Annotated in this window: 29 protein-coding genes; 6 read left to right on the forward strand and 23 right to left on the reverse strand. The window is 37.6% G+C overall.

Annotated features, from left to right (window positions below; translation table 11 throughout):
• Positions 1–48: 48 nt before the first annotated feature.
• The 10 genes from PH210_RS01390 to PH210_RS01435 all read right to left on the reverse strand — a co-directional run bounded on the left by PH210_RS01390 (position 49) and on the right by PH210_RS01435 (position 10621).
• A complete protein-coding gene (locus tag PH210_RS01390) occupies positions 49–2289 on the reverse strand; it encodes a penicillin-binding protein (protein WP_289982357.1) in 2241 nt (746 codons plus the stop codon).
• Positions 2286–2651, reverse strand: coding sequence for a cell division protein FtsL (gene ftsL / locus PH210_RS01395; protein WP_289982359.1), 366 nt, complete (start codon positions 2649–2651; stop codon positions 2286–2288). Before ftsL ends, PH210_RS01390 begins: the two co-directional genes overlap by 4 nt.
• A gap of 35 nt (positions 2652–2686) precedes the next feature.
• Positions 2687–3619, reverse strand: a complete 933-nt coding sequence (gene rsmH / locus PH210_RS01400; protein WP_289982361.1) for a 16S rRNA (cytosine(1402)-N(4))-methyltransferase RsmH — start codon at positions 3617–3619, stop codon at positions 2687–2689.
• A 65-nt stretch (positions 3620–3684) separates the two neighbouring features.
• Positions 3685–4116: a division/cell wall cluster transcriptional repressor MraZ gene (gene mraZ / locus PH210_RS01405; protein WP_289982362.1), complete on the reverse strand. Its 432-nt coding sequence runs from the start codon at positions 4114–4116 to the stop codon at positions 3685–3687.
• A 155-nt stretch (positions 4117–4271) separates the two neighbouring features.
• Positions 4272–5906 carry a bacillithiol biosynthesis cysteine-adding enzyme BshC gene (bshC, locus tag PH210_RS01410; protein ID WP_289982363.1) on the reverse strand — a complete coding sequence of 545 codons (1635 nt, stop codon included), beginning with the start codon at positions 5904–5906 and terminating at the stop codon, positions 4272–4274.
• Positions 5907–5994: 88 nt separating this feature from the next.
• The gene (locus PH210_RS01415; RefSeq protein ID WP_289982364.1) at positions 5995–6390 is read right to left on the reverse strand and encodes a DUF3397 domain-containing protein; all 396 of its coding nucleotides are present in this window, start codon (positions 6388–6390) and stop codon (positions 5995–5997) included.
• 1 nt (position 6391) lies between these two features.
• Positions 6392–7291 (reverse strand): 2-dehydropantoate 2-reductase, encoded by a 900-nt coding sequence (locus PH210_RS01420; protein ID WP_289982367.1) that lies wholly within the window; start codon positions 7289–7291, stop codon positions 6392–6394.
• Between the two features lie 204 nt (positions 7292–7495).
• Positions 7496–9037 carry an acyl-CoA carboxylase subunit beta gene (locus PH210_RS01425; protein ID WP_289982368.1) on the reverse strand — a complete coding sequence of 514 codons (1542 nt, stop codon included), beginning with the start codon at positions 9035–9037 and terminating at the stop codon, positions 7496–7498.
• A 20-nt stretch (positions 9038–9057) separates the two neighbouring features.
• Positions 9058–9270: an acetyl-CoA carboxylase biotin carboxyl carrier protein subunit gene (locus tag PH210_RS01430; RefSeq protein WP_289982369.1), complete on the reverse strand. Its 213-nt coding sequence runs from the start codon at positions 9268–9270 to the stop codon at positions 9058–9060.
• 13 nt (positions 9271–9283) lie between these two features.
• Positions 9284–10621, reverse strand: a complete 1338-nt coding sequence (locus PH210_RS01435) for an acetyl-CoA carboxylase biotin carboxylase subunit (RefSeq protein ID WP_289982370.1) — start codon at positions 10619–10621, stop codon at positions 9284–9286.
• A gap of 232 nt (positions 10622–10853) precedes the next feature.
• Here PH210_RS01435 and PH210_RS01440 point away from each other — a divergent pair, with 232 nt between their 5' ends.
• Entirely contained in the window at positions 10854–11324 is a 471-nt protein-coding gene (locus PH210_RS01440; protein ID WP_289982371.1) for an N-acetyltransferase, read from the forward strand.
• 27 nt (positions 11325–11351) lie between these two features.
• On the opposite strand, the gene PH210_RS01445 is transcribed toward PH210_RS01440, so the two are convergent.
• The 4 genes from PH210_RS01445 to PH210_RS01460 form a co-directional block, all read right to left on the reverse strand.
• Positions 11352–11981, reverse strand: coding sequence for an RsfA family transcriptional regulator (locus PH210_RS01445; protein ID WP_289982373.1), 630 nt, complete (start codon positions 11979–11981; stop codon positions 11352–11354).
• Positions 11982–12069: 88 nt separating this feature from the next.
• Positions 12070–12825 (reverse strand): enoyl-CoA hydratase/isomerase family protein, encoded by a 756-nt coding sequence (locus tag PH210_RS01450; RefSeq protein ID WP_289982374.1) that lies wholly within the window; start codon positions 12823–12825, stop codon positions 12070–12072.
• Between the two features lie 89 nt (positions 12826–12914).
• Positions 12915–13088 (reverse strand): 50S ribosomal protein L32, encoded by a 174-nt coding sequence (gene rpmF / locus PH210_RS01455; RefSeq protein ID WP_066318102.1) that lies wholly within the window; start codon positions 13086–13088, stop codon positions 12915–12917.
• Positions 13089–13171: 83 nt separating this feature from the next.
• Positions 13172–13696, reverse strand: a complete 525-nt coding sequence (locus PH210_RS01460; RefSeq protein WP_289982381.1) for a YceD family protein — start codon at positions 13694–13696, stop codon at positions 13172–13174.
• A 381-nt stretch (positions 13697–14077) separates the two neighbouring features.
• On the opposite strand from PH210_RS01460, the gene PH210_RS01465 reads away from it, so the two are divergent.
• A complete protein-coding gene (locus tag PH210_RS01465; protein ID WP_289982383.1) occupies positions 14078–15292 on the forward strand; it encodes a nucleotidyltransferase in 1215 nt (404 codons plus the stop codon).
• A 92-nt stretch (positions 15293–15384) separates the two neighbouring features.
• Here PH210_RS01465 and PH210_RS01470 read toward each other — a convergent pair whose 3' ends face one another.
• Both PH210_RS01470 and PH210_RS01475 read right to left on the reverse strand, forming a co-directional pair.
• Positions 15385–16404, reverse strand: coding sequence for a SepM family pheromone-processing serine protease (locus PH210_RS01470; RefSeq protein ID WP_289982385.1), 1020 nt, complete (start codon positions 16402–16404; stop codon positions 15385–15387).
• Positions 16405–16411: 7 nt separating this feature from the next.
• Positions 16412–17191: a patatin-like phospholipase family protein gene (locus PH210_RS01475; RefSeq protein WP_223595975.1), complete on the reverse strand. Its 780-nt coding sequence runs from the start codon at positions 17189–17191 to the stop codon at positions 16412–16414.
• A gap of 209 nt (positions 17192–17400) precedes the next feature.
• On the opposite strand from PH210_RS01475, the gene spoVV reads away from it, so the two are divergent.
• The gene (spoVV, locus tag PH210_RS01480) at positions 17401–18615 is read left to right on the forward strand and encodes a dipicolinic acid transporter SpoVV (RefSeq protein WP_289982386.1); all 1215 of its coding nucleotides are present in this window, start codon (positions 17401–17403) and stop codon (positions 18613–18615) included.
• A gap of 37 nt (positions 18616–18652) precedes the next feature.
• Here spoVV and coaD read toward each other — a convergent pair whose 3' ends face one another.
• Both coaD and rsmD read right to left on the reverse strand, forming a co-directional pair.
• Entirely contained in the window at positions 18653–19135 is a 483-nt protein-coding gene (gene coaD, locus PH210_RS01485; protein ID WP_289982387.1) for a pantetheine-phosphate adenylyltransferase, read from the reverse strand.
• Positions 19136–19148: 13 nt separating this feature from the next.
• Positions 19149–19709 (reverse strand): 16S rRNA (guanine(966)-N(2))-methyltransferase RsmD, encoded by a 561-nt coding sequence (rsmD, locus tag PH210_RS01490; RefSeq protein ID WP_289982389.1) that lies wholly within the window; start codon positions 19707–19709, stop codon positions 19149–19151.
• A gap of 349 nt (positions 19710–20058) precedes the next feature.
• On the opposite strand from rsmD, the gene PH210_RS01495 reads away from it, so the two are divergent.
• Positions 20059–20448, forward strand: coding sequence for a DUF7147 family protein (locus PH210_RS01495; protein ID WP_289982391.1), 390 nt, complete (start codon positions 20059–20061; stop codon positions 20446–20448).
• A gap of 64 nt (positions 20449–20512) precedes the next feature.
• Here PH210_RS01495 and PH210_RS01500 read toward each other — a convergent pair whose 3' ends face one another.
• From PH210_RS01500 to PH210_RS01520, 5 genes are all read right to left on the reverse strand, one after another.
• Positions 20513–20788: a YlbG family protein gene (locus PH210_RS01500; RefSeq protein ID WP_223595970.1), complete on the reverse strand. Its 276-nt coding sequence runs from the start codon at positions 20786–20788 to the stop codon at positions 20513–20515.
• A 129-nt stretch (positions 20789–20917) separates the two neighbouring features.
• Positions 20918–21355: a YlbF/YmcA family competence regulator gene (locus PH210_RS01505; protein ID WP_289982396.1), complete on the reverse strand. Its 438-nt coding sequence runs from the start codon at positions 21353–21355 to the stop codon at positions 20918–20920.
• 60 nt (positions 21356–21415) lie between these two features.
• Entirely contained in the window at positions 21416–21766 is a 351-nt protein-coding gene (locus PH210_RS01510) for a hypothetical protein (RefSeq protein ID WP_289982397.1), read from the reverse strand.
• Positions 21767–21868: 102 nt separating this feature from the next.
• On the reverse strand, positions 21869–22108 hold the full coding sequence (locus tag PH210_RS01515; protein WP_289982399.1) for a YlbE-like family protein: 240 nt from the start codon (positions 22106–22108) through the stop codon (positions 21869–21871).
• Between the two features lie 17 nt (positions 22109–22125).
• Positions 22126–22530, reverse strand: a complete 405-nt coding sequence (locus PH210_RS01520; RefSeq protein ID WP_289982400.1) for a YlbD family protein — start codon at positions 22528–22530, stop codon at positions 22126–22128.
• Between the two features lie 149 nt (positions 22531–22679).
• Here PH210_RS01520 and PH210_RS01525 point away from each other — a divergent pair, with 149 nt between their 5' ends.
• On the forward strand, positions 22680–23162 hold the full coding sequence (locus tag PH210_RS01525; protein WP_289982401.1) for a PaaI family thioesterase: 483 nt from the start codon (positions 22680–22682) through the stop codon (positions 23160–23162).
• A gap of 23 nt (positions 23163–23185) precedes the next feature.
• Positions 23186–23539: a hypothetical protein gene (locus PH210_RS01530; RefSeq protein ID WP_289982403.1), complete on the forward strand. Its 354-nt coding sequence runs from the start codon at positions 23186–23188 to the stop codon at positions 23537–23539.
• Positions 23540–23546 lie beyond the last annotated feature (7 nt).

Raw genomic sequence — 23546 nt, forward strand, 5'->3', positions numbered from 1 at the left:
GACTTGATTTCACCAGTAAAAATCCCGCTTAATCAGCGGGATTTAAAACTAATCCTTTACCTTTTCTTCTGGTTTTTCCTCTTTTGTTCCTTGCTCATCTTTTTTAGCGTTATTCTCAGCGTCCCATTGTTCCTCTGGTGTTTTTAAATCAACAATAAGGAAATCGCCTTTTTTTAATGGCGTTTTTGGTTTGATATTCTGCTGATCGACATAACCTTTGCCCTTAGAATTTAGTTTCAACCCAGCTATGTTGGCTATTTTCATTACATCTCTCAAGGACCAGCCCAACATATCCGGCGCAAGAGACTCCCCATCCGTTTGAATAATGATTTTCTCACCTTCTAAAACAGTGGTTCCTGCTTTAGGCATTTGATTGACGACTTCTTTGCCATTGCCTATAACTACGGGCTCCAGCCCTTGTGATTTAAGCGCTTTTACCGCTTCATCAGCCGTCTGACCCTTTAGGCTTGTAATTTTATTGACAGTTGTTTTTTCAACTGTGGAGGGCTGGATATTTAAATAATGCAGACTATTTTTCATGACTGGGTTAAATACCTCGGATACAGGCAAAGCACCTTGACCGGTTCCATTAAGATCCGGCTGCTGAACAGCCACATAAACAATGAGCTTTGGGTCATCCTTTGGTGCCATTCCTAAGAAAGAAAACATATAATTGTCTGCGCCCTTCAAATATTTCCCATCAGGACCAGGGATATTGGCAGTCCCTGTTTTCCCGGCAACATCGTACCCATCTATTTTATAGCGAACTCCTGTGCCTTTAGGGGATGTTACAACCGTTTCCAGAATGTCGCGAACCTTTTTAGCTGTTTCTGCAGAAATTGGGGTTGACACCACTTCCGGGGATTCCTTTTTAATTATTTCTCCCGTATCATGATTGACAATTTTTTCGACTACGTGCGGCTTCATCATTTTCCCGTCATTGGCGATTGCTGTAGCTGCTTGAATTTGTTGCATTGGTGTAATTGCTGTCCCTTGACCATATGCCGTCGTAATCTTTTCAATTGGATAGGTGTATTGAATTTTCCCGGACGTTTCATCCGGCAATTCAATTCCTGTTGGTTTATCGAAGCCAAATTTCGTTAAATATTCTCTAAACTTTTCAAACCCCAATTTTTCCTTTGCTATTTTTGCAAAGGCAACGTTTGATGAACGCTGAACGCCTTCAAGATATGTGATTGTCCCCCACCCTGATCCATTATGGTCGTGGATAGCTTTATCTTTGTTGGTTACCTGATAAGAACCAGACTTATATTGCTCATTAGGATTAAAAACATTTTCCTGAACTGCAGCAGCAAGTGTAAAAATTTTCATCGTGGATCCAGGTTCAAAGGAAGTTTCAACGGCTTCATTATGCCATCCATCTTCAATACCTTCTTTTGTTTTTGGATGGAACGATGGCCGTTGACCCATCGCTAAAATCTCTCCAGTTTTCGGATCAGCAACAATTGCAATAATTTTTTTCGGTTTATAATCTTTAGCTGCTTTATTCATCGCATCTTCTAAAAAGGTTTGTATCTTTTGATCGATGGTCAAATAAATATCATTTCCATCTTGTGCTGCTTTGATTTTTTCTTTCCCATCCGGAAGGATATACCCCCACAAATCGCTTTCATAATTGATTTCGCCATTTTCCCCGGTTAAATTCTTGTTATATTCTTTTTCAATCCCCATTTTCCCAATCGATTTATACGACCCGTCCTTCTGCTCAATCCGGTCAGCATATCCAACTAGATGTGAAGCAAATACTCCATTAGGATAAAATCGTTTCGAATCACGGGTAAAGGTAATTCCCGGAAGTTTTAAGGCTTCAATTTTTATCTTTGTTTCATGGGAAATATCTTTTCCGTACCGGCCAAACTCCACCTGAAACCGTTTCTTTTTTTTACCATCCGCTAAAATTTTATATATATCTGATTGATCCAAGTCAATGTATTTAGCCAATTCTTCTGCTGTTTTATTAAGGTCTTTTACATGTTTCGGTTCTTTCGGATTCGTTGTCATTTTTTTATCAAGAATGGCAATCAATTTATAAGCAGTCGTATCTTCGGCAACAACCACACCATTGCGGTCAAATATCGTTCCCCTCGTTGCTTGTAAGACTCCATTGCGGCTATATTTTTGCTCCGCCTTTGCGGCGAGAGCTTGACCATCCACTTCTCCGGTAATTTGAATCGAAAAGTACCTGAATAATAATACAAAAAAGAGCAGGCCGAAGAGTGCAAACAAACAGGCTGCTCCTAAATTCATATATGGCTGTTTCTTGTTCATTTATTCTGCACAACCTTGACGTCATTTTCATTTATTAAAAGACCCATTTTCTTAGCCTTTTCAAAAATCCGTTCGTATGAACTTAATTCACTGACTTGGTCCTGTAGATCTCGGTTTACCTTTTGCTGTTCTTCTACTTTCGTTTCAACCTTTTGAATATCCTCATTGATATCGTAAATTTTAGCTTGGTTTGAAATAAGGTGGATGGCACCGAAACACACTAACCCAGCAAAAGCCACCCCAATAATTTTTTCCCCTGGAGTGAGCCAGGATTTTTTTATTTTTATTTTGCTCCTGTCTTGTACTGTTTTTTCGACACGCTGCTCCTGTTGCTGCTCAAAATTCCTGGCAAGATTACTCATTCTTTCCCCTCCGGATTATTTTTTTGTAAATTTCCCTATAGTTTCTCTGCAATTCGAAGCTTTGCAGATCGAGCACGATTATTTTGTTCTAATTCTTCATCTGATGGAAGAGTCGGTTTTCGAGTAACCAGCTTTAAAATGGGCTTGTACTCATCTGGAATAATTGGTAAGCCTGGAGGTAAATCAGGGGTTTCACTTGCCTTTTTAAAGGCAGCCTTGCAAATCCTGTCCTCTAGGGAGTGAAAAGTAATGACACTAATTCTCCCTTCAGGGTTTAACAATTCTATCGCTTGGTTAAGTGATTTCTCAAAGACAGCCAATTCATCATTTACTGCAATTCTGATTGCTTGAAAAATCCGCTTGGCAGGATGACCGCCCTTTCGTCTGGCAGGTGCAGGGATTGCATCTTTAATCAGTTCAACCAACTCTGCAGTTGTTTCAATTGGTTTTACCATTCGGGCTGCTTCGATTTTCCGCGCAATTTGCTTTGAGAATTTTTCTTCACCATATCGAAAAAAGATGCGAACCAAATCTTCATATGACCAATGATTTACGACATCATAAGCTGACACATCAGCTTCATTGTCCATCCTCATATCCAACGGAGCATCATGGTGGTAGCTAAAGCCTCTTTCCGGTGTATCCAGCTGTGGGGAGGACACTCCTAAATCGTAAAGGACTCCATCTACTTTAGTGATTCCTCGATTTTCAAGTTCTTCTTGTAAAAACAAGAAATTGCTTTTAATAATGGTTAATTGTTCTCCGTATTGGGACAGCTTCTCTTTTGCATTTGCTATCGCTGTTTCGTCCTGGTCAAATGCAAACAACCTGCCTCCTGCTCCAAGTCTTGAAAGAATAAGAGAGCTATGGCCTGCTCCGCCTAGAGTACAATCAACATAAATACCATTTGGCTTAATGTTTAAGCCGTCAACAGCTTCTTCTAATAACACAGTTGTATGTTTAAACATATACGTACCACCTTTTCCAATCAAACGATAATCTGGACAGAAAATATATTAATATAACTTATCCATTATATATCAAAGCCAATCATATTTTCTGCAATTTCCGCAAAAGATTCTTCTGATTCTGAAAAATAATCTTCCCAAATCTGCTTGCTCCAAATTTCAATTCGATTGGAAACACCCAAAATCACACATTCTTTTTCCAGCTTTGCATATTGCAATAGTGGTGCAGGGATATTGATTCTTCCTTGTTTATCCAGTTCACTTTCGGTTGCACCAGAAAAGAAGAATCTAGTAAAAGCACGGGCATCTTTTTTTGTAAGTGGCAAGCCTTTCAGCTTTTCTTCAATCAGCTCCCACTCTGATAACGGGTATCCAAACAAGCATTGGTCCAAACCTCTTGTGATGATAAACATTTCACCTAGTTCATCTCGGAATTTGGAGGGCACGATCAAGCGGCCTTTATTATCAATGCTGTGATGGTATTCACCCATGAACATACCCATTACCCCCACTTTCTATTAAAAATGTACCACATTCCCCCACTTTCCACCACCTATTTTTTAACTATTCGTCCTAAAATCATGAAATCCCTTTTTAATCCAAGTAATTTTTCACAAAAAAAAGAAGAACCCCACATATGAGTGAGGTTCTTCTACAGTTTAATAACCTTATGGGTACCGTCAAAGACAAAATAGCCTGTCATGAGGTCATTAATAAAGTTCATACCATACAGATTTAAATAATAAAAGACATTCCAAACACGTTCTTGCGGATGGCCACCTGGTCTTAATGCAAGATCAATACGAGTAAATTTACTTAATTTAACTTCATGCTTTAATTTAATGGCATCTTCGAGTCTAGCTTGCATAAAACCAATTTCTTTTAATAAGTAATTTTCATTTTTCTTTAGAAGCGGGAGAAGGCCGCGATCCAGCTCACCTGTTTTCGCTTCAATTAATTGATATTGAATTCTCAGGTGATCCTTTGTTTGTAAAAACAATTCATCTATTTCTTTGTCTTTAATGGAAGTTAGAAAATGATCTCTTTCAAGATCCGTTCCACGCTGTAATATGTCGATTAATTTTAGCTTTAAATCCGCTATATCAGTTTCAACTGAACGATCTAAAAAGGTTAAATTTAATCTTGGTACAATTGGCGGCATTTTAATATTAAAGTGCTCGAAAACGAGCTTCAATTCTGCCCAATAAGAAATTTCACCAGGGCCCGCAATGAATGCAAGGGTTGGAAAAAGCCACTCCTGCATCAGGGGCCTCGTCACCACGTTATTGCTTAATTTTTCAGGATTTTGAGCAGCAATCTCCAATAATTCTTCTCTTGAGAAAGAAATACCGCCACTTTTCCCCACAAACTGGTCTCGTTCACGATCAAATTCAAGCAAAATCCGTTCCATTAACTTTTGATCATAGAAAAACAAATTAGCGTTATCTTCACCAGCTTCAATGGTAATCGGATACCCCTTTTTTCCAATTTCTCTTTGCTGTTCTAGTAAAGAGAAATTGATTGAGTCATGATGAACGATTTGATTTTTAAAAAATTCTTTCTGCAGCATGCGAAATTCTTTATCACCGGAATCGACAATGAGCAGTCCGAAATCCTTAAACAATTCCATGATAATTTGAGCAAAGAAATCGACAAAAGTTATTGACTTCCTAATTTTTTCTTCAGCAAAGGCCAATAAATCATTACTATGATCCGTTTCACCGAAGTTCTCAATTAAATTTTTAACCCATTTAAGACAAGTATCCCTGTTTAATTGAATATCGGACACCATTTTCTTTTGAATAACTTTTTCTGGGTATGTCCATTTATCCACTTTTTGGTTAACTTGAACATTCACATGGTTTACTTCTTGGAAGTCATGGTCCTCTCCAGCAATCCAAAATACAGGAATAACAGGAATGCCAAGCTGCCTTTCCTTTTGCTCCGCCAATTTGATGATGGAAATGACTTTATGTATTGAATAGAGCGGTCCTGTAAGGATACCGGCTTGCTGGCCTCCAATAACCACTACGCTTTCATTCTGCTTCAGCTTTTCAATAGAGCTTTTAACCGCATTTGAAGATGGAAAACGCTCCATAAAGCTCTCAATATGAGCAGCAACCTGGATACGGGGAAACGACCTGTTCCTTAATTCTTCTACCCTTCTCTCATCTTCGCTTGTTTCATTATATCGATAATGGAAAAATGGCTGAATCTCAGCAGATTGTTCCAAATAATTTGAAGCAAAGCGATTGGTTGCTGGTAAAGAGAGATTTAAAATCTCCATTTATGTACTCCCTTTCTGATCATCCAAATTCATTCTTTAACGAGTATACCACTACCTACCCCTATAAAAAAAAATATTTGCTCCATCTTTAGGTAGAAAAAGTAAAAGTCAACGCGCGATGAATTAATCCATATAATGTTAAGCTGATATAAACTAAGAAAAATAAAATAAAATTAAACCGCCAAAAACCCTTCATTACTTTTTTTATGATAATTTCTTCCTTTACCTTCCAATGGACTAAAACAAACATCATCGCAATAACTATCATTATCAGTATTATTAACCAAAACAGAGATTTATCCCAAATTGTTAAGATTAAAAAGTGGACTGAAAAGATAAATAAAACAGTTGTATAATCTAACGCTTTATGTACTGATTTACGGGTGTTTTTTGTCACCAATTTAAAAATTAAAAAAATGACAAATAAACCTAAAAACGGGAGAGTAATGAAAAGGGTTAATATTGTTGAAATGATGCTGCTCAAATTAACACTCTCCTTTTTCCAATTCATTGCCTTTAATCAAATAATATAAATTTTCTATTTGTGGGGCCTTTTTATTTTGTTTTTTTGCTTCCTCTAAGAGATACCCTAAAATAGCATCAATTTCTGTCGGCCTGCCAGCTTCTATGTCTTTTAACATCGATGAGCGATTATTGGCTGTATTCTTACAAATGTTAATGATTTGTTCAAAATAAGGTTGTGGTTTTTCAATATTCAAAATAAAAGAGATTTCTTTAAAAAGGTTTGTCAAAGCCTTATTAAAAAAATGATTTTGAATTAATTCTCCGTTTTTGACTCGTAAGATGGCTGTTAATGGATTGACCACCGCGTTTACCATTAATTTATTTAAGAGCATTTCGTAGTAATTTTCCTTCATGACTAAAGGAAAATCTTCTGGGGCAGTCTTTATCAATAAACGTAATAGTTCTGAATTCCCTTTATAAACTGCAACATTTGTTACACCTTCACCATTTTGTGTGACGGTATATGAATTATCTCTTAAGGCTCCATGCTCAATAGAGCCGACAAAAATATTTTGTGCACGAATTTGATCAAGCAGTTTTAAATGCCCCATCCCATTTTGAAGGAATAAAAGGCTTTTGGGAGTTTCAGGTAATTGGTTAACATTCAAGATAAGCTCTGGAAGTTGATATTGTTTCACAGTAATAATTGAAAGGTCCTCAAATCCACTCCATTCAGTAATAGGAAATGCCTTTACGAAAGATACCTCCCGTTCAACTCCTTTTTGAACCTCAATGCCAAATTTATTTATTTCAAATGCTTGCTCGGGCGTTCTTGTGTAAATTTTGACCTCAAAACTTTTGTTTAAGGAAGCAGCAGATAATAAACCAATTGATCCGGCACCGATAATTCCAATTTTCATAAGAATCCCTCTTTTTATCTTCTTTATCCAATTTTATCAGATACTAATGAAAGTCTGTTAGTAGCTTTTTCAAAAAAATTGGATATTTTACTTGGCTGTTGATTTGCGCCCCAATCAACAGCGGTATAAAAACCACAATCCTTTAAGAGAACATAAAAAAATAAACCCTTTTCGACAAAAGTCAAAAAGGGTTTAACTTTTTTCTTATACAGGGTAAACAGGATGCTTACGCACACTAAAGGTTAATTCTTTAGTTTCATAGTAGGCAAATCGTTGAATCAAAACGTTTCTTAATTCTGACGGCGCAACAATTTCATCCACAATCAATTCGGAAGCAAGCTTATAAATATCAATATGTTCTTTATATTCTTTGTGTTTCTCTTGGACGTAAGCGATTCTTTCTTTTGGATCTGCAATTTCATTTATTTTATTGGAGTAAACCGCATTAACGGCAGCTTCAGGCCCCATGACAGCAATTTGAGCTGTCGGCAAAGCGATACAGCAATCTGGTTCAAACGCAGGGCCCGCCATCGCATAAAGACCTGCACCGTAAGCCTTACGAACAATGACTGAGATTTTTGGAACAGTGGCAGAGCTCATTGCAGCAATCAATTTAGCGCCATGACGGATAATACCTGCACGTTCTACTTTTGTGCCAATCATAAAACCAGGCACATCTGCCAAGAACAAAAGCGGAATATGAAAAGCATCGCAAAGCTGGATGAATTTTGCCGCTTTATCCGCAGAATCGACGAATAGAACGCCGCCCTTAACTTTCGGCTGATTGGCAATAATCCCTACAGCTCTTCCATCAATTCTAGCTAATCCAGTTATAAGCTCAGATGCAAATAACTTTTTAATTTCATAAAAACTAGCATTATCAACTAGTCTATCAATACACTCGTACATATCAAACGGGGCATTTTGGTTTTCCGGAATAATCGCTTCAAGTTCACGGCCTTCCTTTGCTTCCATTCCATTCACCAATTTTGTTTTTTCCTTGAAACTTGCCGGAAAATAGCTGATGTATTTCTTGGCAGATTCAATCGCTTCTTCTTCGCTATAAGCGAGGACATCACCACAGCCGCTTACAGAACAGTGCATCCGTGCTCCGCCCATTTCCTCCAGTGTAACCTTTTCCCCAATAACCTTTTCCGCCATTCTAGGTGAACCAAGGTACATGGAAGCATTTTGATCGACCATGATGACGATATCGCAAAAGGCTGGAATATACGCTCCACCGGCAGCAGATGGCCCAAACAAAATACAAACCTGAGGAATCATTCCAGAGAGTTTGACTTGATTATAAAAAATCCTTCCAGCGCCGCGGCGGTTCGGGAACATTTCTAATTGATCGGTGATTCTCGCCCCAGCGGAATCGACCAGATAGAATAGGGGAACCTTCAATTTTTCAGCTGTTTCTTGAATCCGAATAATTTTTTCTACTGTACGCGCTCCCCAAGAACCTGCCTTGATGGTAGAATCATTCGCCATAACACAAACAGTCTGTCCATGTATTTTTCCGATTGCAGTAACAACACCGTCTGCTGGAAGATCTCCAGCTTTAAAATTAGCGAACTTCCCATCTTCTTCATACTTTCCGTCATCAAACAATAAAGCCAAGCGATCGCGGACAAAAAGCTTTTTTTGCTCTTTGGCTTTCTCATGATATTTTGGATGACCGCCAGCTTCAATTTTTTTTCGATTTTCATTTAATTGATCATTTAACGTATTCGTTGTTGCCATTTTTGCTCCCCCTTAGAACCCTATTCTAGGACGATTAGAACGTCGCCTTCATTTACAAAGTCACCGATATTTACCTTTAATTCCTGTATAGTGCCAGCAGATTCGCTCTCAATTGGGATTTCCATTTTCATCGATTCAAGCATTAATACCTCCTGGCCGGCATTAACTTGATCTCCTGCAGAGACAAAAACATTTAATACTGTACCTGCCATTGATGCAGTGATTTCTTTCATACTCTAACACTCCTTATTTGACTAATTTTTTGGTTAAAAAAGCTGTAGTATAAGACCCATTTTGAAAATCTTTATTTGCCAGGATATTTAAAAATAAAGGGGCATTTGTTTTAATCCCTTCAATTTGTAAGTTTTTAAAAAAGTTTTCTGCTGAAGCTAATGCTGCATGACGGGTTTCTCCATGGAAAATACATTTCGCAATCATCGGATCGTAAAATGGGGTTACCGTCCCGCCTTCTTCATATCCGGAATCAATCCTTACGCTTTCTGTCTGATTCCAGTTTAACGTTGTGATTTTCCCTGGCGAAGGTAAAAAGCGTACAGGGTCTTCAGCATACAAACGGAATTCAATCGCATTTCCTGACGAGTTAATCTCATTTTGCATTAGCGGCAAAGTCTCACCTCTTGCGACGAGAATTTGCCATTTAACTAAATCAAGTCCTGTGATCATTTCGGTAACAGGATGCTCAACCTGCAGACGGGTATTCATTTCAAGAAAGTAGAAATTTTCCTTCTCATCAACAATGAATTCAATCGTACCTGCATTTACATAGTCTACAGCACGAGCAGCTTTTACTGCGGTTTCAAACATTTTATTACGCACCTCGTCTGAAAGGAATGGCGATGGTGACTCCTCAACAACCTTTTGGTGTCTTCTTTGAATCGAACAATCCCTTTCAAAAAGATGAACAATGTTGCCTGTCTGGTCGCCAAACACCTGTATCTCAACATGCCGGCTCTCTGCAATATATTTTTCGATAAACACATCTTCTGAACCAAAATATGCCATAGCCCTTGATTTTGTCGAATCATAGGACCTAATGAGCGCTTGCTCATTTTCACACATCACCATGCCTATTCCACCGCCGCCCCCGCTCGCTTTAAGCATAATAGGGTAGCCAATTTCATCAGCCAGTTTACATGCTTCCTCAACCGTCTTAAGACCAAGACTGCTTCCAGGGACGACAGGAACACCTGCCTTCTCCATCGTTTTACGGGATACAATTTTATCCCCCATTAATTCAATTGTCTTTGACTTAGGTCCAATAAAAATAATTCCTTCTTTAATTGCCTGTTCTGCAAATTTAGCATTTTCAGACAAAAAACCATATCCAGGATGGATCGCATCTACTTTTTCACTTTTCGCGATTTCTAATATTTTATCAGCCTGTAAATAAGATTTGTTGACAGGTGGTTCTCCAACGTATACTGCTTTAGTTGCTGCTTTTACGAAAGGCATTTCCTTATCGGCATCGGAATAGATTGCTATCGTTTCAATGCCCATCTCATGGCAGGTTTTAATAATGCGAAGTGCAATTTCTCCCCTATTAGCAATTAATATTTTTCGCACATTTTTTCCCCTTTCATACCCCTATTCTTCCTCCAGTTTATAAATTTCTACATCATTCTCTGATTTTCCTGCAAATTATGAAAACGGTTTCTTGTGTTTCTTAGAAGAATTTTTTTGATTTTTGTTATATAATGAAAGTAACTCATTTGAATAATGCAAAAATTATTACCTTTTTGTATTCTTATATTGAAGGTATACGAAAATAGAAGGTATCATTTTAGGAGGTACGACAATGGCAGCAAAAGTGGAAAGACTAAAAGTTAATTTTAAAACGCTAGAAGAATTTAAAAAATTTAAAGAGTATGGAATTCAAGAGTTATCTATGTTTGAAGATCTTGAAGCGAATATGGTTGATAATGATAGTGAATCACCATTTTACGGTATATATTATGGAGACAAACTAGTAGCCCGAATGAGCTTATATCAAATTGATGCTAAATTTGACCGCTATTTCTATCCTCCGCAGAATTATTTAGAATTATGGAAACTTGAGGTCTTACCTGATTATCAAAGTAAAGGCTATGGAAAACTTTTAGTTGAGTTTGCCAAAAGCTTTGGTTTACCAATTAAAACGAATCCAAGAGTAAAATCAAGCGGATTTTGGGAAAAAATGAACTTCAAAAATGTAGAATACGATATGGAACGTGACCGTGGAGAAAATCCATTAGTATGGTACCCGGAAGGCGTAGAAGCACAACATTAATAAAAGCGGACTTGTAGTCCGCTTTCTCTATTTTTCAATTCTCTCCAGATTTCCGTTTTTGTCCATTTGAAATTTAACTTTTTGCTGCCGATCCTCATCCTGTAATACAACCATTTTCCGGGCTCTTTCCATAATTTCAATTAAAGAACGGTAGTCCTCTTCAATCGCCTTCAAATTTTTTGACAGTCTTTCATTTTCCGCAGCCAAATAATAAGTTTTCTTTTCCAACTCTTTGATTTTTTCAATAGATTTGTTTCTATCCTCTTCTATAGAGAATGTTTCCTCCACTTTATTATTGAGTTCCTCTAAGAAATGAATCACTGCTGACAAGGTAATTGGACTTTCTTGTTCGTTACTAGGCGCTGATGATACGCTTTCGACTTGACCTAGGTCCTGAATCAACGTATCTTCACTTTCGACAGCTTGTTTTTTCAATTCTTTTCTCTGTTTCTTCGCTAACTCAATACCAGTTTTATATTGCTTTCGAACATACGAATTCCAGCGGAAACCACAGGCTGCCGAGGTCCTAGTTAGCTGTTTTCCTACCTCTTCAAACGCTTGCAGCTGTGTACCGCCTTCGCGAATATGTCTTAACACCACTTCTGCGAGCAGCAAATCCTCGTCCTGAGACCACGCATCTTGTCGAGTTGGTGACATCAGAATATCCCTCCTAGTGTTTTTATAATACATATGCATCTACTAGAAAAGATAGACTTAACAAGACTGGTGTTTTATTCTTTATTTATTATTTTTTGCTTAAAAATTTTTGTACATATTCAAGATGGGCGTCACTTTCCCAAAGTATGGCGCAATTTTTAACTTCTTCCTCTATTCTTTCTCGAAGATTAGTTTCTTCCCACTTGCGAATCCATACTTTTTTATACGATTGTAATACATTCACCTCGTTGGATAATAGCTTATCTAGGAATTCTTCACAAGCCTTTAGCGGATCATTTTCAAAAAGTGCATCTATAAAACCACGATTGTTAAGAAATTCTGCTGTTTGGAGCTCTGCCTCCATTAATAATTTCATGGCAAAAGAAGCTGGAAGCTTTTCCGCAAGAATTGAGCCGCCTCCCCAACCCGTGGTTATGGCCTGCTTTCCTTGAACAAACCCTGCTTTAACCCCGCTACGTGCCAAGCGAAAATCGCAGGCTGATGCAAGCTCCATTCCGCCTCCTACAGCAGCACCGCTCATTAGAGCGACTGTCGGAATCGGTAAACATAACAACGAATAAAGAATTTTTGACATTTTAGAAAGCATTGAATAGGCTTCTTCCTTCGTATGAAGGGAATGAAAGACCGATAAATCTCCGCCAGAACAAAAAGCACGTTCCCCGTCACCAGTGATAACTAATGCCTTTATGTCCCCCTGCATGGATTTTTTTATTGCTTCTGCCAACCCATCCATTACTTCATAATTTATGGCATTTCTTTTTTCGCTTCTTGTAATGGTAAATAACAAATAACCCTTTTCCTGTTTTTCAATTATGTATGACAATCTACAACATCCCTTCTTTAGAGGTTCCGCTTGAAATGACAAAAGCACAAGGGCATGAGCGCTCCTTGTGCTTTTTATCGAAGTTGAAATTAGTCGTTAACTACGTCTTTTCCTTTGTATGTTCCGCAAGCTTTACATACGCGGTGAGCAAGTTTCATTTCACCACAGTTTGGGCAAGCTACCATACCAGGTACGTTTAATTTAAAATGAGTACGACGCTTTCTTTTTGCAGTTTTAGAAGTTCTTCTAAAAGGTACAGCCATTCTTCCCACCTCCTTAAAGAGTTATAAGAAAGTAATGAAGGCCAGGAATGCTGGTTCTTCACTTTGCTTCTTGTTTTGCCGAATTATGATTCGGAAGAATTGTTTTCGTCAAAAAACTTGGCAAGTCCTGCTAGCCGCGGGTCAATCTTTTTTGATCGGTCCTCTTCGTGAATAACTTCCCAATCCTTGCCAGACTGAGGAGCTGCATCTTCACTTACGACATCATCGCAAAAAACTTGCATTGGAACCTCAAGTAACAGGATTTCGCGAATGATTGGTTTTAAATCAATCACATCACCCTTTACCTGATGTGATTCCTCTTCAGTTTCATATTCTGAACCTTGTAAGAGGAACGTTTCAGTTGTTTCGACATTAATCGGAAGTTTTACATCCACTAAAGTACGAGAACAAGGAAGGATAAGGTATCCATCTATTTTTAAATGGAATGCCACTTTCGTTGAATCAATATCACCCCGACCAGTTATATGCATCGGAGAAACTTCTCGGATGGTTGGATCCGTTTCTTTAATCTCATCAACCCGAATGATATCATCAATCAGAAAATCCTTGTTTCGATATTTTTGTAACTGACTTAATGTCCATTTCAAATGAATCACCCCAAGGCAACAAAGGTAATTATAGCCTTCGATAATATTTTTGTCAATGTTTTTTCTTTACACCTTACTAGGTGAGTTTTACTAATAAGAATTTACTATACTAGTGTGTCCATTAGAGCTTTTTACAAACGTCTTTCCTATCTTATCATAATAATTGATTGGATTCCTTATAATTTTGCTATAATGATAATAAATTTGTTATTAAGAATTTAGCTGTGTTAAACTTGGCTGTTGATTTGCGCTCCAGGCGCGAGCGGTTCGCGGGCGGTCCGGGGAGCCTCCTCCCGCAAGAGTCTCACGCCTTCCGCTCCAATCAACAGAGTTTCAAAATTATAATAACTTTTAACACTGCCAAGAATTTAGGTGGATTTTATGAAAGCTGTTGGCTTAATTGTCGAGTATAATCCTTTCCATAATGGGCATGCCTTTCATTTACAGGCTGCCAAGGAAGCAGCGGAGGCGGATGTGGTGATAGCCGTTATGAGCGGGGATTTTTTACAAAGAGGAGAACCTGCTCTTGTATCTAAATGGCACCGGGCACGAATGGCTCTCTTAAATGGGGTTGATCTCGTTTTTGAACTTCCTTACCGTTTTGCCGTCCAAAAGGCAGAAACCTTTGCAAATGGCGCAGTCTCTATTTTGGATGAAGCTGGCTGTGAGTCACTATGCTTTGGAAGTGAAAGCGGGGATATTTCTTTATTTCATCAAACAGTTGATTTCCTTGAAGAAAATCAAAAGATTCTTGATGAAAATATTAAACGTTTTATCAATACTGGTGTTAGTTATCCAAAAGCTATGGCAATGGCATTTGGGCATCTAACAGATTCAGGTAGGTATTTAGATTTGGCAAAGCCAAATAATATTCTCGGATTTCAGTATATAAAAGCGATTCATAATCAAAAGAGTTCGATTAGGCCGTTAACTGTGGCTCGAAAAAATGCCGACTATCATGACGAACATTTTGCTTCTGAAACAATTGCCAGTGCCACGAGTATAAGAAAGGCGATATTTTCAGAAGATGACCATAAGACGGATATCAGTCAATATGTACCCATACCCACAAAACGGCTGTTATTCGACTATTTTCAAAAATATCATATGTTTCATCAATGGGAGAATTACTGGAGCTATCTGCAATTCCAGCTGATACAAGTTACCCCTGAACAGCTAAAAGAAATTTACGAGGTAGAGGAAGGGCTTGAAAACCGACTGATTTCAGCAGCGATAGAATCTAATAGTTTCCATGAATTTATGCAAAAAATAAAAACTAAGCGTTATACATGGACAAGACTCCAAAGGCTTTGCGTCCATATTTTAACCAATACAAAAAAGACAGATATCGCGGGACTATCAGATAAAGCTCAATATTTAAGGCTCTTAGGCATGACGGAAAAGGGAAAAGAATATTTAAATAGGATGAAAAAACAATTCAGCCTTCCTGTTGTTTCAAAACTGTCTTCACATAAAGAAAAAAACATAATTCATGATATAAAAGCAGCTCGAATTTACTCCATGGTGATTCCTAATTTCTCCAAAAGTGAACTGTTCCAAGAAGAATTTAAAAAGCCGCCATTCTACATAAAATAGGCTGTTGATTTGTGCTCCAATCAAAAGAGTTTACTATCAACCAAGGCCTTTATCATGGCGTAATATAAAAAAGATGGTTTTCACCATCTTTTTTACTTTTCTGGAAGCTTTTCTAAATAGTCAACGGCTTGATCAAATGAATCAATTGGAATTATTTTCATTTTTGTATGAATATCTCGCGCTGTTTTTACTGCTGCTTTATAATTAGAATCCTTTGCTCCTTTTTCATTCGGGGCTAAAAAGATTTCAGCACCTGCCTTGTCAGCAGCAACAATTTTTTGTTCAATCCCACCGATTGGGCCAACAGTTCCATCAACATCAATGGTCCCTGTTCCAGCTATTTGGTACCCTTTGGTTAAGTCTTCTTTGGTTAACTGGTTATAGATTTCCAATGAAAACATCAACCCTGCAGATGGACCGCCAATTTCGTCTGTTCTTACCTTTACATTTGGATTTACTTTAATTTCTTTATCATCCACAAGAGAAATTCCTATGCCTACTTTTTTCGGATCCTCTTTAAATGGCTGCAGATCCACCTTTGCTGTTTTCACTTCTTTGTTTCTTAGAAAGGTTACGGTAATCTCTTCCCCAGCCCTTTTTTTCCCCACATAATCAATAAATTTTTCTGAAGATGAGAACTCGTGCCCATCCACCTTATATATCCGATCTCCAGCCTGCAATTTCCCTTCGGCAGGCATACCAGGCAGGACTTGCATGACATAAATCCCTTTATATTTGTAATGTACTGGTAATTTAGCTTTACGATACGCCACTTCAATGGCATTCAGTTTCGAACCAGCCATTAAATGAAGCTGTCTTGCATTATATTCGTCTTCTGTTTCTTTTTTGTTTAGAATCAAATCCACAGGATAAATTTCTTCATATCTTCTAATTTTTGCCTCTAAATATGAGTAAATATTAGCCCTCCCCATCCTGACTGTGGTCAGCATGAAGTTTCCTTCATCCTTATAACCATTTTCAACTGATATGATTGGTGCTAGTTCTTTAGCCATCCCAGGCTTTGAAACATAATAAGGTAATGAATAATACATACCTCCAATTAGTATAAAAATTAGCAATACGAACGATCCAATATATATTCTTTTACGCAAGCCAAATTCACCCCTTCCATTGTTCAATTTCAGTTTTTATTTGTTGTATATGCTTTTTTGTTTCTTCTTCTCCCATTTTAATAATCTCCTCGATGTTAGTAAATGCACGGGAACTATAAATTTCGACAGGCGGGCGAATCATAATGGTCGCAGCAATCTCTCGACTGCTGAGAATTTCGGCCTGCATAATATCAATACTTTGCATGATTACATCATAAATCGAGGTTATTTCAGCGTTACGCTTCACTCTCGAAACATCGACAGCAATGACGATATCTGCCCCCATTTCTTTAGCTACAGAAACCGGAACACGGTCCGAAACTCCGCCATCGACAAAGATTCTTCCATTATATTTTTCAGGAACGAAGATTCCCGGAATAGAAATGCTGGCTCTGACGGCTTCAGCGACAGCTCCCTCTTTGAAAACAACTTTTTCACCAGTTAATAAATCAGTTGCTACAATACCAATCGGTATTGATAAATCCTCTATATTTTTTCCATGAGTAAAAAGCCTGATAAATTCCTTGACTTTCTTTCCAGAAATTAATCCCATTTTCGGAACAGTAAAATCTAAAAAATATTTCCGCTTGAATGCGGTTGATAATTTAAATAAACGGTCCAGGTCAATTCCAGCCCCATAAAAACTGGCGACAAGAGCACCCATACTGCTTCCTGCAATCAAATGAATGGGAATGCCAGCTTCTGTTAATGCCATGATGACGCCTAAATGAGCAAACCCACGTGCTCCACCTGAACCCAGTGCCAAGCCTATTTTCGGGTGCTCCATATCCGTACCTCCTAGATAAAAAAATGAATAATATCAAAAGCCATAAAATTGAAACTCGTTCAATCTTATGGTCTAAATTAGCGTTCTATGAGTATATTTGAGTTATATGGGACAAGGCATTTTAAGCAAGAAGTATTCTTATTTTATCATTCAAATCATGGATTGGACAGTATGAGCATAAACAAACTCAGGGAAGGAGGACCATACCATTGTTTCGTTCGAAACTTAAAACGGTCTTTTTATCAGTTTCAGTTACTATATTAGCAGCTTCACTTATTTCTTTCCCACAAGAATCCTTTGACGCCTCCATTCGCGGGCTTAATATGTGGTGGGAAATTGTCTTCCCTTCCCTTTTACCTTTTTTTATTGTCTCTGAAATGTTGATTGGCTTTGGCGTTGTAAAATTTATTGGAGTACTGCTAGAGCCCCTGATGAGACCGCTTTTTAGGGTACCAGGTGTTGGCGGTTTTGTCTGGGCAATGGGTATGGCCTCAGGTTTTCCTGCTGGGGCAAAATTTACGGCAAGGTTACGCCAGGAAGGGCAGTTAACACAAATTGAAGCAGAAAGACTTGTTAGTTTCACAAATTCCTCTAATCCATTATTTATCTTTGGAGCCGTTTCAATCGGATTTTTTCATAATACCCACTTGGGAATTCTCCTTGCACTCGCTCATTATTTAGGAAATATTTGCGTCGGGCTTATCATGCGTTTCTACGGGAATGAAACACCGGAGGAGGAAGTGAAGAAACGGAATAACTCTAAAATAAGATCAGCTCTTTCCGCCCTGCATCAAACAAGGTTAAAAGATAATCGGCCTATTGGTAAACTCCTTGGTGATGCCGTCAATTCTTCCATTCAAACCCTTTTAATGGTGGGTGGCTTTATTATATTATTTTCCGTGGTCAATAAACTGCTTTATCATTTACATATTACTGCGGCACTGGCAAAAACGGTTGAGCTTCTTCTTTCCTCCTTGTCTTTCCCAGAAATGCTAAGCATCCCGTTTATCTCAGGATTATTTGAAATCACTTTAGGAAGTCAGCTTACAAGTCTTGTTCATGAGTCAACATTATTGCAAAAGGCCATGATAACTAGCTTTATTCTAGGTTTTAGCGGTTTTAGTGTACAGGCACAGGTTGCCAGTATTCTTGCTCAAACCGATATCAGATTTAAACCATTTTTTTTGGCTAGAATCCTTCAAGGAGTATTCGCAAGTCTGTTTGCACTTGTTTTATGGAAACCCATCTATATCCGTATTACAAATAACGAGCAGCCCTCGAACGCGTTACCAGTAGGTTTCTTTGGTGAAGGTACATGGACAAATCATTTTTACCATCGGTTAATAGAAATTGGACCATTAATTACTATCTTTTCCCTTCTACTATATGTTTTGTTATTATTTTCTAGATTAAAGAAAAATTAATAAAAAAGAGCTGGCATGCCCAGCTCTTTTTATGTCCTTAAGCATTAAATTTTTTGTGCAATTCTTTTTCAACGATTGGCGGAACTAGCTCGGTTATCTTGCCATTATATTTGGCAACCTCTTTCACAATACTTGAGCTTAAGAAGGAATATTGGTTGTTCGTCATAACAAAAAAAGTTTCAATATCTTCATTCAATACCCGGTTCATCGAGGTTATTTGCATCTCATATTCAAAGTCTGAAACTGCCCGAAGTCCGCGAAGAATGGCGTTTGCATTTACGCTTTTTGCATAGTCTATGAGTAATCCCGAAAATTCATCTACTTGTACGTTTGGTATATCCTTTGTAACTTCACGGATTAGCTCAATCCGCTCCTGAACCGTAAATAGCGGTTGTTTTGCTATGTTATTTAATACCACTACATAAACTTTGTCAAAAACCTTGGCCCCTCTGCGAATAATATCTAAATGGCCATATGTAATTGGATCAAAACTTCCTGGACAAACAGCAATACTTTCCAAAATGAATCCCCCTTCACTCTTCATTGATTTTTGAATATATCGTCACTGCAATAATCCCATATTTTTCTTGTTTAATTTGTGTAAACCTTCCCACATTATGTGGTAATTCTACGTCAAAACTATGCTCACAAATAATAATTCCATTCGTTTTGACTAATTCCTGCTCGTCCATTTTTTCCATTAAACTAACGAGCTGCTGTTTTTTATAGGGAGGGTCTAAAAATATATAATCAAAGCTTATTTCTCTTTTGATAAGAGCTTTTATTGCTCTATCGGCATCATTACGAAAGACTTCAGCTTTATCTTCAAATTTACATGCTTTAATATTTTCATGAATAACTTGAATTGCTTTCTGCTCCCGGTCAATGAAGATAACCTTGTCCAATCCCCTGCTAAGCGCTTCCAAGCCTAATCCGCCGCTTCCTGCAAAAAGATCCAAACCCATACCGCCGTCGAAATAAGGACCAATCATATTGAAAATTGCTTCTTTGACCTTATCCGTGGTCGGTCTGGTTGAATTACCTGGAACCGCCTTTAAAGGTCTGCCTTTGCAACTGCCTGACACCACTCTCACTAATATATCACCACATTTTTATCTTGATAAATAATCTTTTTCCATCCTATCATATTTTTTGCCTGAATTGAAATTTTATAAAAAAATACGTATAAGCTTTTTGGTGTTGGAAATAATGATATTAACAACATCAATTCGAGGATGTTGTTGCCAACCGCGGAGAAGACTTACGTTTCCCCATAAGTTCTTCCTCCGGTTTCTCCTCTCCCTTTGCCTTCTATCCTATTATTAGGATGTAGAAGGACCCTGTAGAGTAAATTCTGCAGGGTTTTTTTCTTTTTTACCTTCAAAATAGAGACAAGAAGTGATAAAGTATTGATGAAATTAACAGTTAAAAGGGGAGTTTTTTTTGATCCAACGCTTTATAGAACTTGGAGAAGGATATTCTGATTTATATGAACTCATTGAACTAGCCAAAGCAAATCAGCATCGCCTGCAGTTTATGATGGCACTCCACACTAAAATTGAAGATAAGGAAGTATCCTCTTTGGTTGTTGGTTTAAAACCTACAGACCCAGGAAAATTTCAAGCACTTTATATCTGCCGGGAAGGGATACCAAATCCAAATTATACAGAAAACAAACGATATGATCTATTTGCCCAAACCGCCAGGGCACTTGGTAAAGAAATTTATCAATTGTCAGTAAAACCTTCCTCTCTTTTTCATGAAAAAGATTTATTCTATCAGTATTTAATAGGAATCCTAAGATTGAATCATTATATTGTTCCACTTCAATAAAGGCTCTTTTCGTTACGAAAAGAGCCTAAATAAGAAAGGTGAGGCAAACGAATGCCCCACCTTTTTAAATGCCCATTTTATAATCATACTCTTTCGCTTTATCTGGCGCAGAATTCTCATATTCCATTTTTAAAAATGGCTTATAAGAAGGTTCTACACGCTTTACAAATGAAAAAGAATTCAACTTTTCCATAATTCCTTCGACATCTTCGAGATTACAATATAAAACAACATATTTCAGTTTTTTTGAAACGTAATGTACATTTCCGAAGCGTCTTAGCATTTTAGCTTGTTTTAAAGAGTATAGCCAAACCACTAATCCTTGTCTTTGAACAAACATACTTTTTACCCCTTCAGATAAACCATCATTTTACATAAGTCTAGCATATTAAAACATTATATTTCAATTTAAACTTTTCTAAAAGCTTTGTAAAAGGGAAAAAAATCAGCTAATAATAAGCTGATTTTTTTATCCGCATCCACAGCTTCCTCCGCCGCCGCAGCCACTGCCATGGCCGCTATCAAAAAACGGATTGCCTGTCGGCACCTTAATATGTTTAGACACTGCTCCTCCAATTAACAAGCTAATTTGATCCAAAAGAGCTTGCAAATCATTCTCGGCTAACTTGAATTCTGCCACTACCGGATCTAAGTCCATATCCCTTTTATATTCACGAATTTGGGACATGACCCTTTTATAGTCAGGATGATATTTCCCAAATCGCTGTACCTCTTCATAAAGCTCCTTTAAGTTTACAAAGCGATTAATTTTCCGCTGTGTCTCCTTATTGGTTTGCATTTTATATAAACAAATCTGATAATGTTCTACAATTTCTGATTCTAATACCATTTTGGCTACCTGGTCCGCTTGATCCAATAATTCAATTCTTTCTAAAGTAGCAAGCAATTTGCGCTCACCTCCAATGCCATTTTAACATGAAAGCATGGAGAAAGACAAAATTTCCGTTTATTTAGGGATATTTACCACAAATTCCTTGTCCAAACCGTATGGCTCATTATTTAGTTTCACGACTTCAAGCTTTAATGTATGGCTGCCAGGAGAAAGATTTTTTATGATAAAAGCTGCAGAGGCGATTTCTAAATTCCTTTTTCCATCGACCCAAACCACCATTTTGCCTACTTTGTGCTTGTTATCTTCTGATTCTCGAAAACTAATCCCTGTTAAGATACATTCGACCATAACTTCATTTCCTTTTGTATGGTGCTTGACATAAAGGGAAGGAAATTCTTGTTTATTAAACCCTAATATAAATATGCCCAACAACATTAAAAGACCCAATGGAATAAATTTTTTCAACGCCTATCACTCCTTCTATTCCTGTATTTTTCGCCTCCTTATCATTTTTTAGTCTTTAAGTAGAAAATAAAAAAAGCCACACCTTTTTGCATGTGGCCTTTGTTAGTTTTGATTTTTCATTGCCTGAAACATGCTATACATCATGGAAGCCATTTGTACATTATTTGAAAACTTTTCAACCTGGTCAGGTATCGTCTTTCTATAATAATGTAATGACGCCACCTCAAGAGACCGAAGGTCATATGGATTTCTTGACAGCTTTCGGTACCATAGCGGCTGCTCTCTAACAAACTGTTTTAAATCCTTTTGACTTTCTAAATATTCAAGAACATCTTTACGCATACTTATCGACACTTCCTCTAATCTTTTCTAAATTGAAATGGATGTTTAGGTCCTTCTGACGGCTTTGCTGAACCGCCTGCAGGACCATTCCCCTGGAATTGCGAAATTACTCCTTGTATTGCACCGAGTGCCTGACTGAGGTTATTAATGTGATTTTGCATTTGATTGGGATCCATTTTCTTCACCATACCGATCACACTGGACATCCAATCTCCCTTAGACTCCGTACTTTCTTCCGGTTCTGGACTTTTTTCTATTCCAAGTGTTTCCCAGCGTTTATCATCTTCCCCCAATAGGTACCAGTCTTCATATAACTCCTGCCAGGTTGCTTTCCCATTCCTTACCTCTTGAATGAGATTTGGATTGTTTTTAACAAATTCTTTAAATTTTAATACGGATGGGTGCAAATTTTTTTGCGTCATATTTCTCACCTCTGCCCATAATCATCGCCAATAATACAATATGAAAAATAATTTAAAATGTGATACCTCTTATCAAGGTGAAAATATTTATTAATATTCTTGTAAATGGTAATATGACTTAAGAAAAAGATTGGAAAGAGGTAACAAATATGAAAGATGAACTGCGTCAACTTTTAGAAAACTGCATCGAAACGGGATCAGAGGAAGATTTAAAAGCCTTGTCTTTCCTAATGGAAGGAGTTCAACGGAAGATTAATCGTAATAACAATATCTATCTGGATGGGATTCTCCATATGGAAAAGAAAATAGACAATCATTCTTGTGAAATAATCATTCCACTTAATTCCACACTTGATAATAACTTGGGGATTGTTCATGGCGGAATAACTGCCACTGTAATAGACACTGCGATGGGGACACTGGCAAATAATCTTCTCCCAGAAGGATATGGTGCTGTGACCAATCAGCTTAACATCCATTATATTGCTCCAGGTGCCGGGGAACAGCTCCGCTGCAGAGCCGAAATGGTTCATCAAGGAACAAAAACAATGGTGGTTTCAGGAGAAGCTTACCGCAGTGATGGAAAAAAAATTGCCCATGCAACAGGTACTTTTTTTATCATAAAAAAATAATTGTGCGGGGAGATTGATTTAAGATGGTTACCGCCATTCTCATTCCAATTATTTGCCTTTATTTTTTTTGGCTTACACAGAAAGAAAGGAAAGAGTATGACAAAAAGTGGCTTTCCATGAGCCATGTCCATCCAGAAGCGGTTTTAACGGGGGAAATTAAAAGTATTGTTGAGGAGAAACAGCGCTTTTATTACCACAGATACATTTTTGTACAGATTCTTCAAATCCAAACGGATGCAAAATTAATTATGGCAAAAAAAATAACTCCCATTACAGAAAATGTTAACACGGAATCTTTTCAAATAGGAGAAAAGATTCGGGTATTTGGAAAATGGGACGGGACTAAATTTTTATTTAGTCAGTTTGAGAAAACATGAAGAAAGG

Source organism: Paenibacillus sp. BSR1-1 (genome assembly GCF_030403775.1).
Lineage (GTDB): Bacteria > Bacillota > Bacilli > Bacillales > Cytobacillaceae > Neobacillus.

Excerpts from the sequence above, each read along its gene's own strand:
- rsmH (WP_289982361.1), bottom strand. The coding sequence starts at position 3,619 with ATGTTTAAACATACAACTGTGTTATTAGAAGAAGCTGTTGACGGCTTA.
- PH210_RS01475 (WP_223595975.1), bottom strand. The coding sequence starts at position 17,191 with ATGGAGCACCCGAAAATAGGCTTGGCACTGGGTTCAGGTGGAGCACGT.
- PH210_RS01440 (WP_289982371.1), top strand. The coding sequence starts at position 10,854 with ATGGCAGCAAAAGTGGAAAGACTAAAAGTTAATTTTAAAACGCTAGAA.
- PH210_RS01520 (WP_289982400.1), bottom strand. The coding sequence starts at position 22,530 with ATGACGCAAAAAAATTTGCACCCATCCGTATTAAAATTTAAAGAATTT.
- PH210_RS01390 (WP_289982357.1), bottom strand. The coding sequence starts at position 2,289 with ATGAACAAGAAACAGCCATATATGAATTTAGGAGCAGCCTGTTTGTTT.
- PH210_RS01530 (WP_289982403.1), top strand. The coding sequence starts at position 23,186 with ATGGTTACCGCCATTCTCATTCCAATTATTTGCCTTTATTTTTTTTGG.
- PH210_RS01420 (WP_289982367.1), bottom strand. The coding sequence starts at position 7,291 with ATGAAAATTGGAATTATCGGTGCCGGATCAATTGGTTTATTATCTGCT.
- mraZ (WP_289982362.1), bottom strand. The coding sequence starts at position 4,116 with ATGTTCATGGGTGAATACCATCACAGCATTGATAATAAAGGCCGCTTG.
- PH210_RS01425 (WP_289982368.1), bottom strand. The coding sequence starts at position 9,037 with ATGGCAACAACGAATACGTTAAATGATCAATTAAATGAAAATCGAAAA.
- bshC (WP_289982363.1), bottom strand. The coding sequence starts at position 5,906 with ATGGAGATTTTAAATCTCTCTTTACCAGCAACCAATCGCTTTGCTTCA.
- PH210_RS01445 (WP_289982373.1), bottom strand. The coding sequence starts at position 11,981 with ATGTCACCAACTCGACAAGATGCGTGGTCTCAGGACGAGGATTTGCTG.
- PH210_RS01515 (WP_289982399.1), bottom strand. The coding sequence starts at position 22,108 with ATGCGTAAAGATGTTCTTGAATATTTAGAAAGTCAAAAGGATTTAAAA.
- PH210_RS01430 (WP_289982369.1), bottom strand. The coding sequence starts at position 9,270 with ATGAAAGAAATCACTGCATCAATGGCAGGTACAGTATTAAATGTTTTT.
- PH210_RS01465 (WP_289982383.1), top strand. The coding sequence starts at position 14,078 with ATGAAAGCTGTTGGCTTAATTGTCGAGTATAATCCTTTCCATAATGGG.
- PH210_RS01525 (WP_289982401.1), top strand. The coding sequence starts at position 22,680 with ATGAAAGATGAACTGCGTCAACTTTTAGAAAACTGCATCGAAACGGGA.
- rpmF (WP_066318102.1), bottom strand. The coding sequence starts at position 13,088 with ATGGCTGTACCTTTTAGAAGAACTTCTAAAACTGCAAAAAGAAAGCGT.
- PH210_RS01500 (WP_223595970.1), bottom strand. The coding sequence starts at position 20,788 with ATGTTTGTTCAAAGACAAGGATTAGTGGTTTGGCTATACTCTTTAAAA.
- ftsL (WP_289982359.1), bottom strand. The coding sequence starts at position 2,651 with ATGAGTAATCTTGCCAGGAATTTTGAGCAGCAACAGGAGCAGCGTGTC.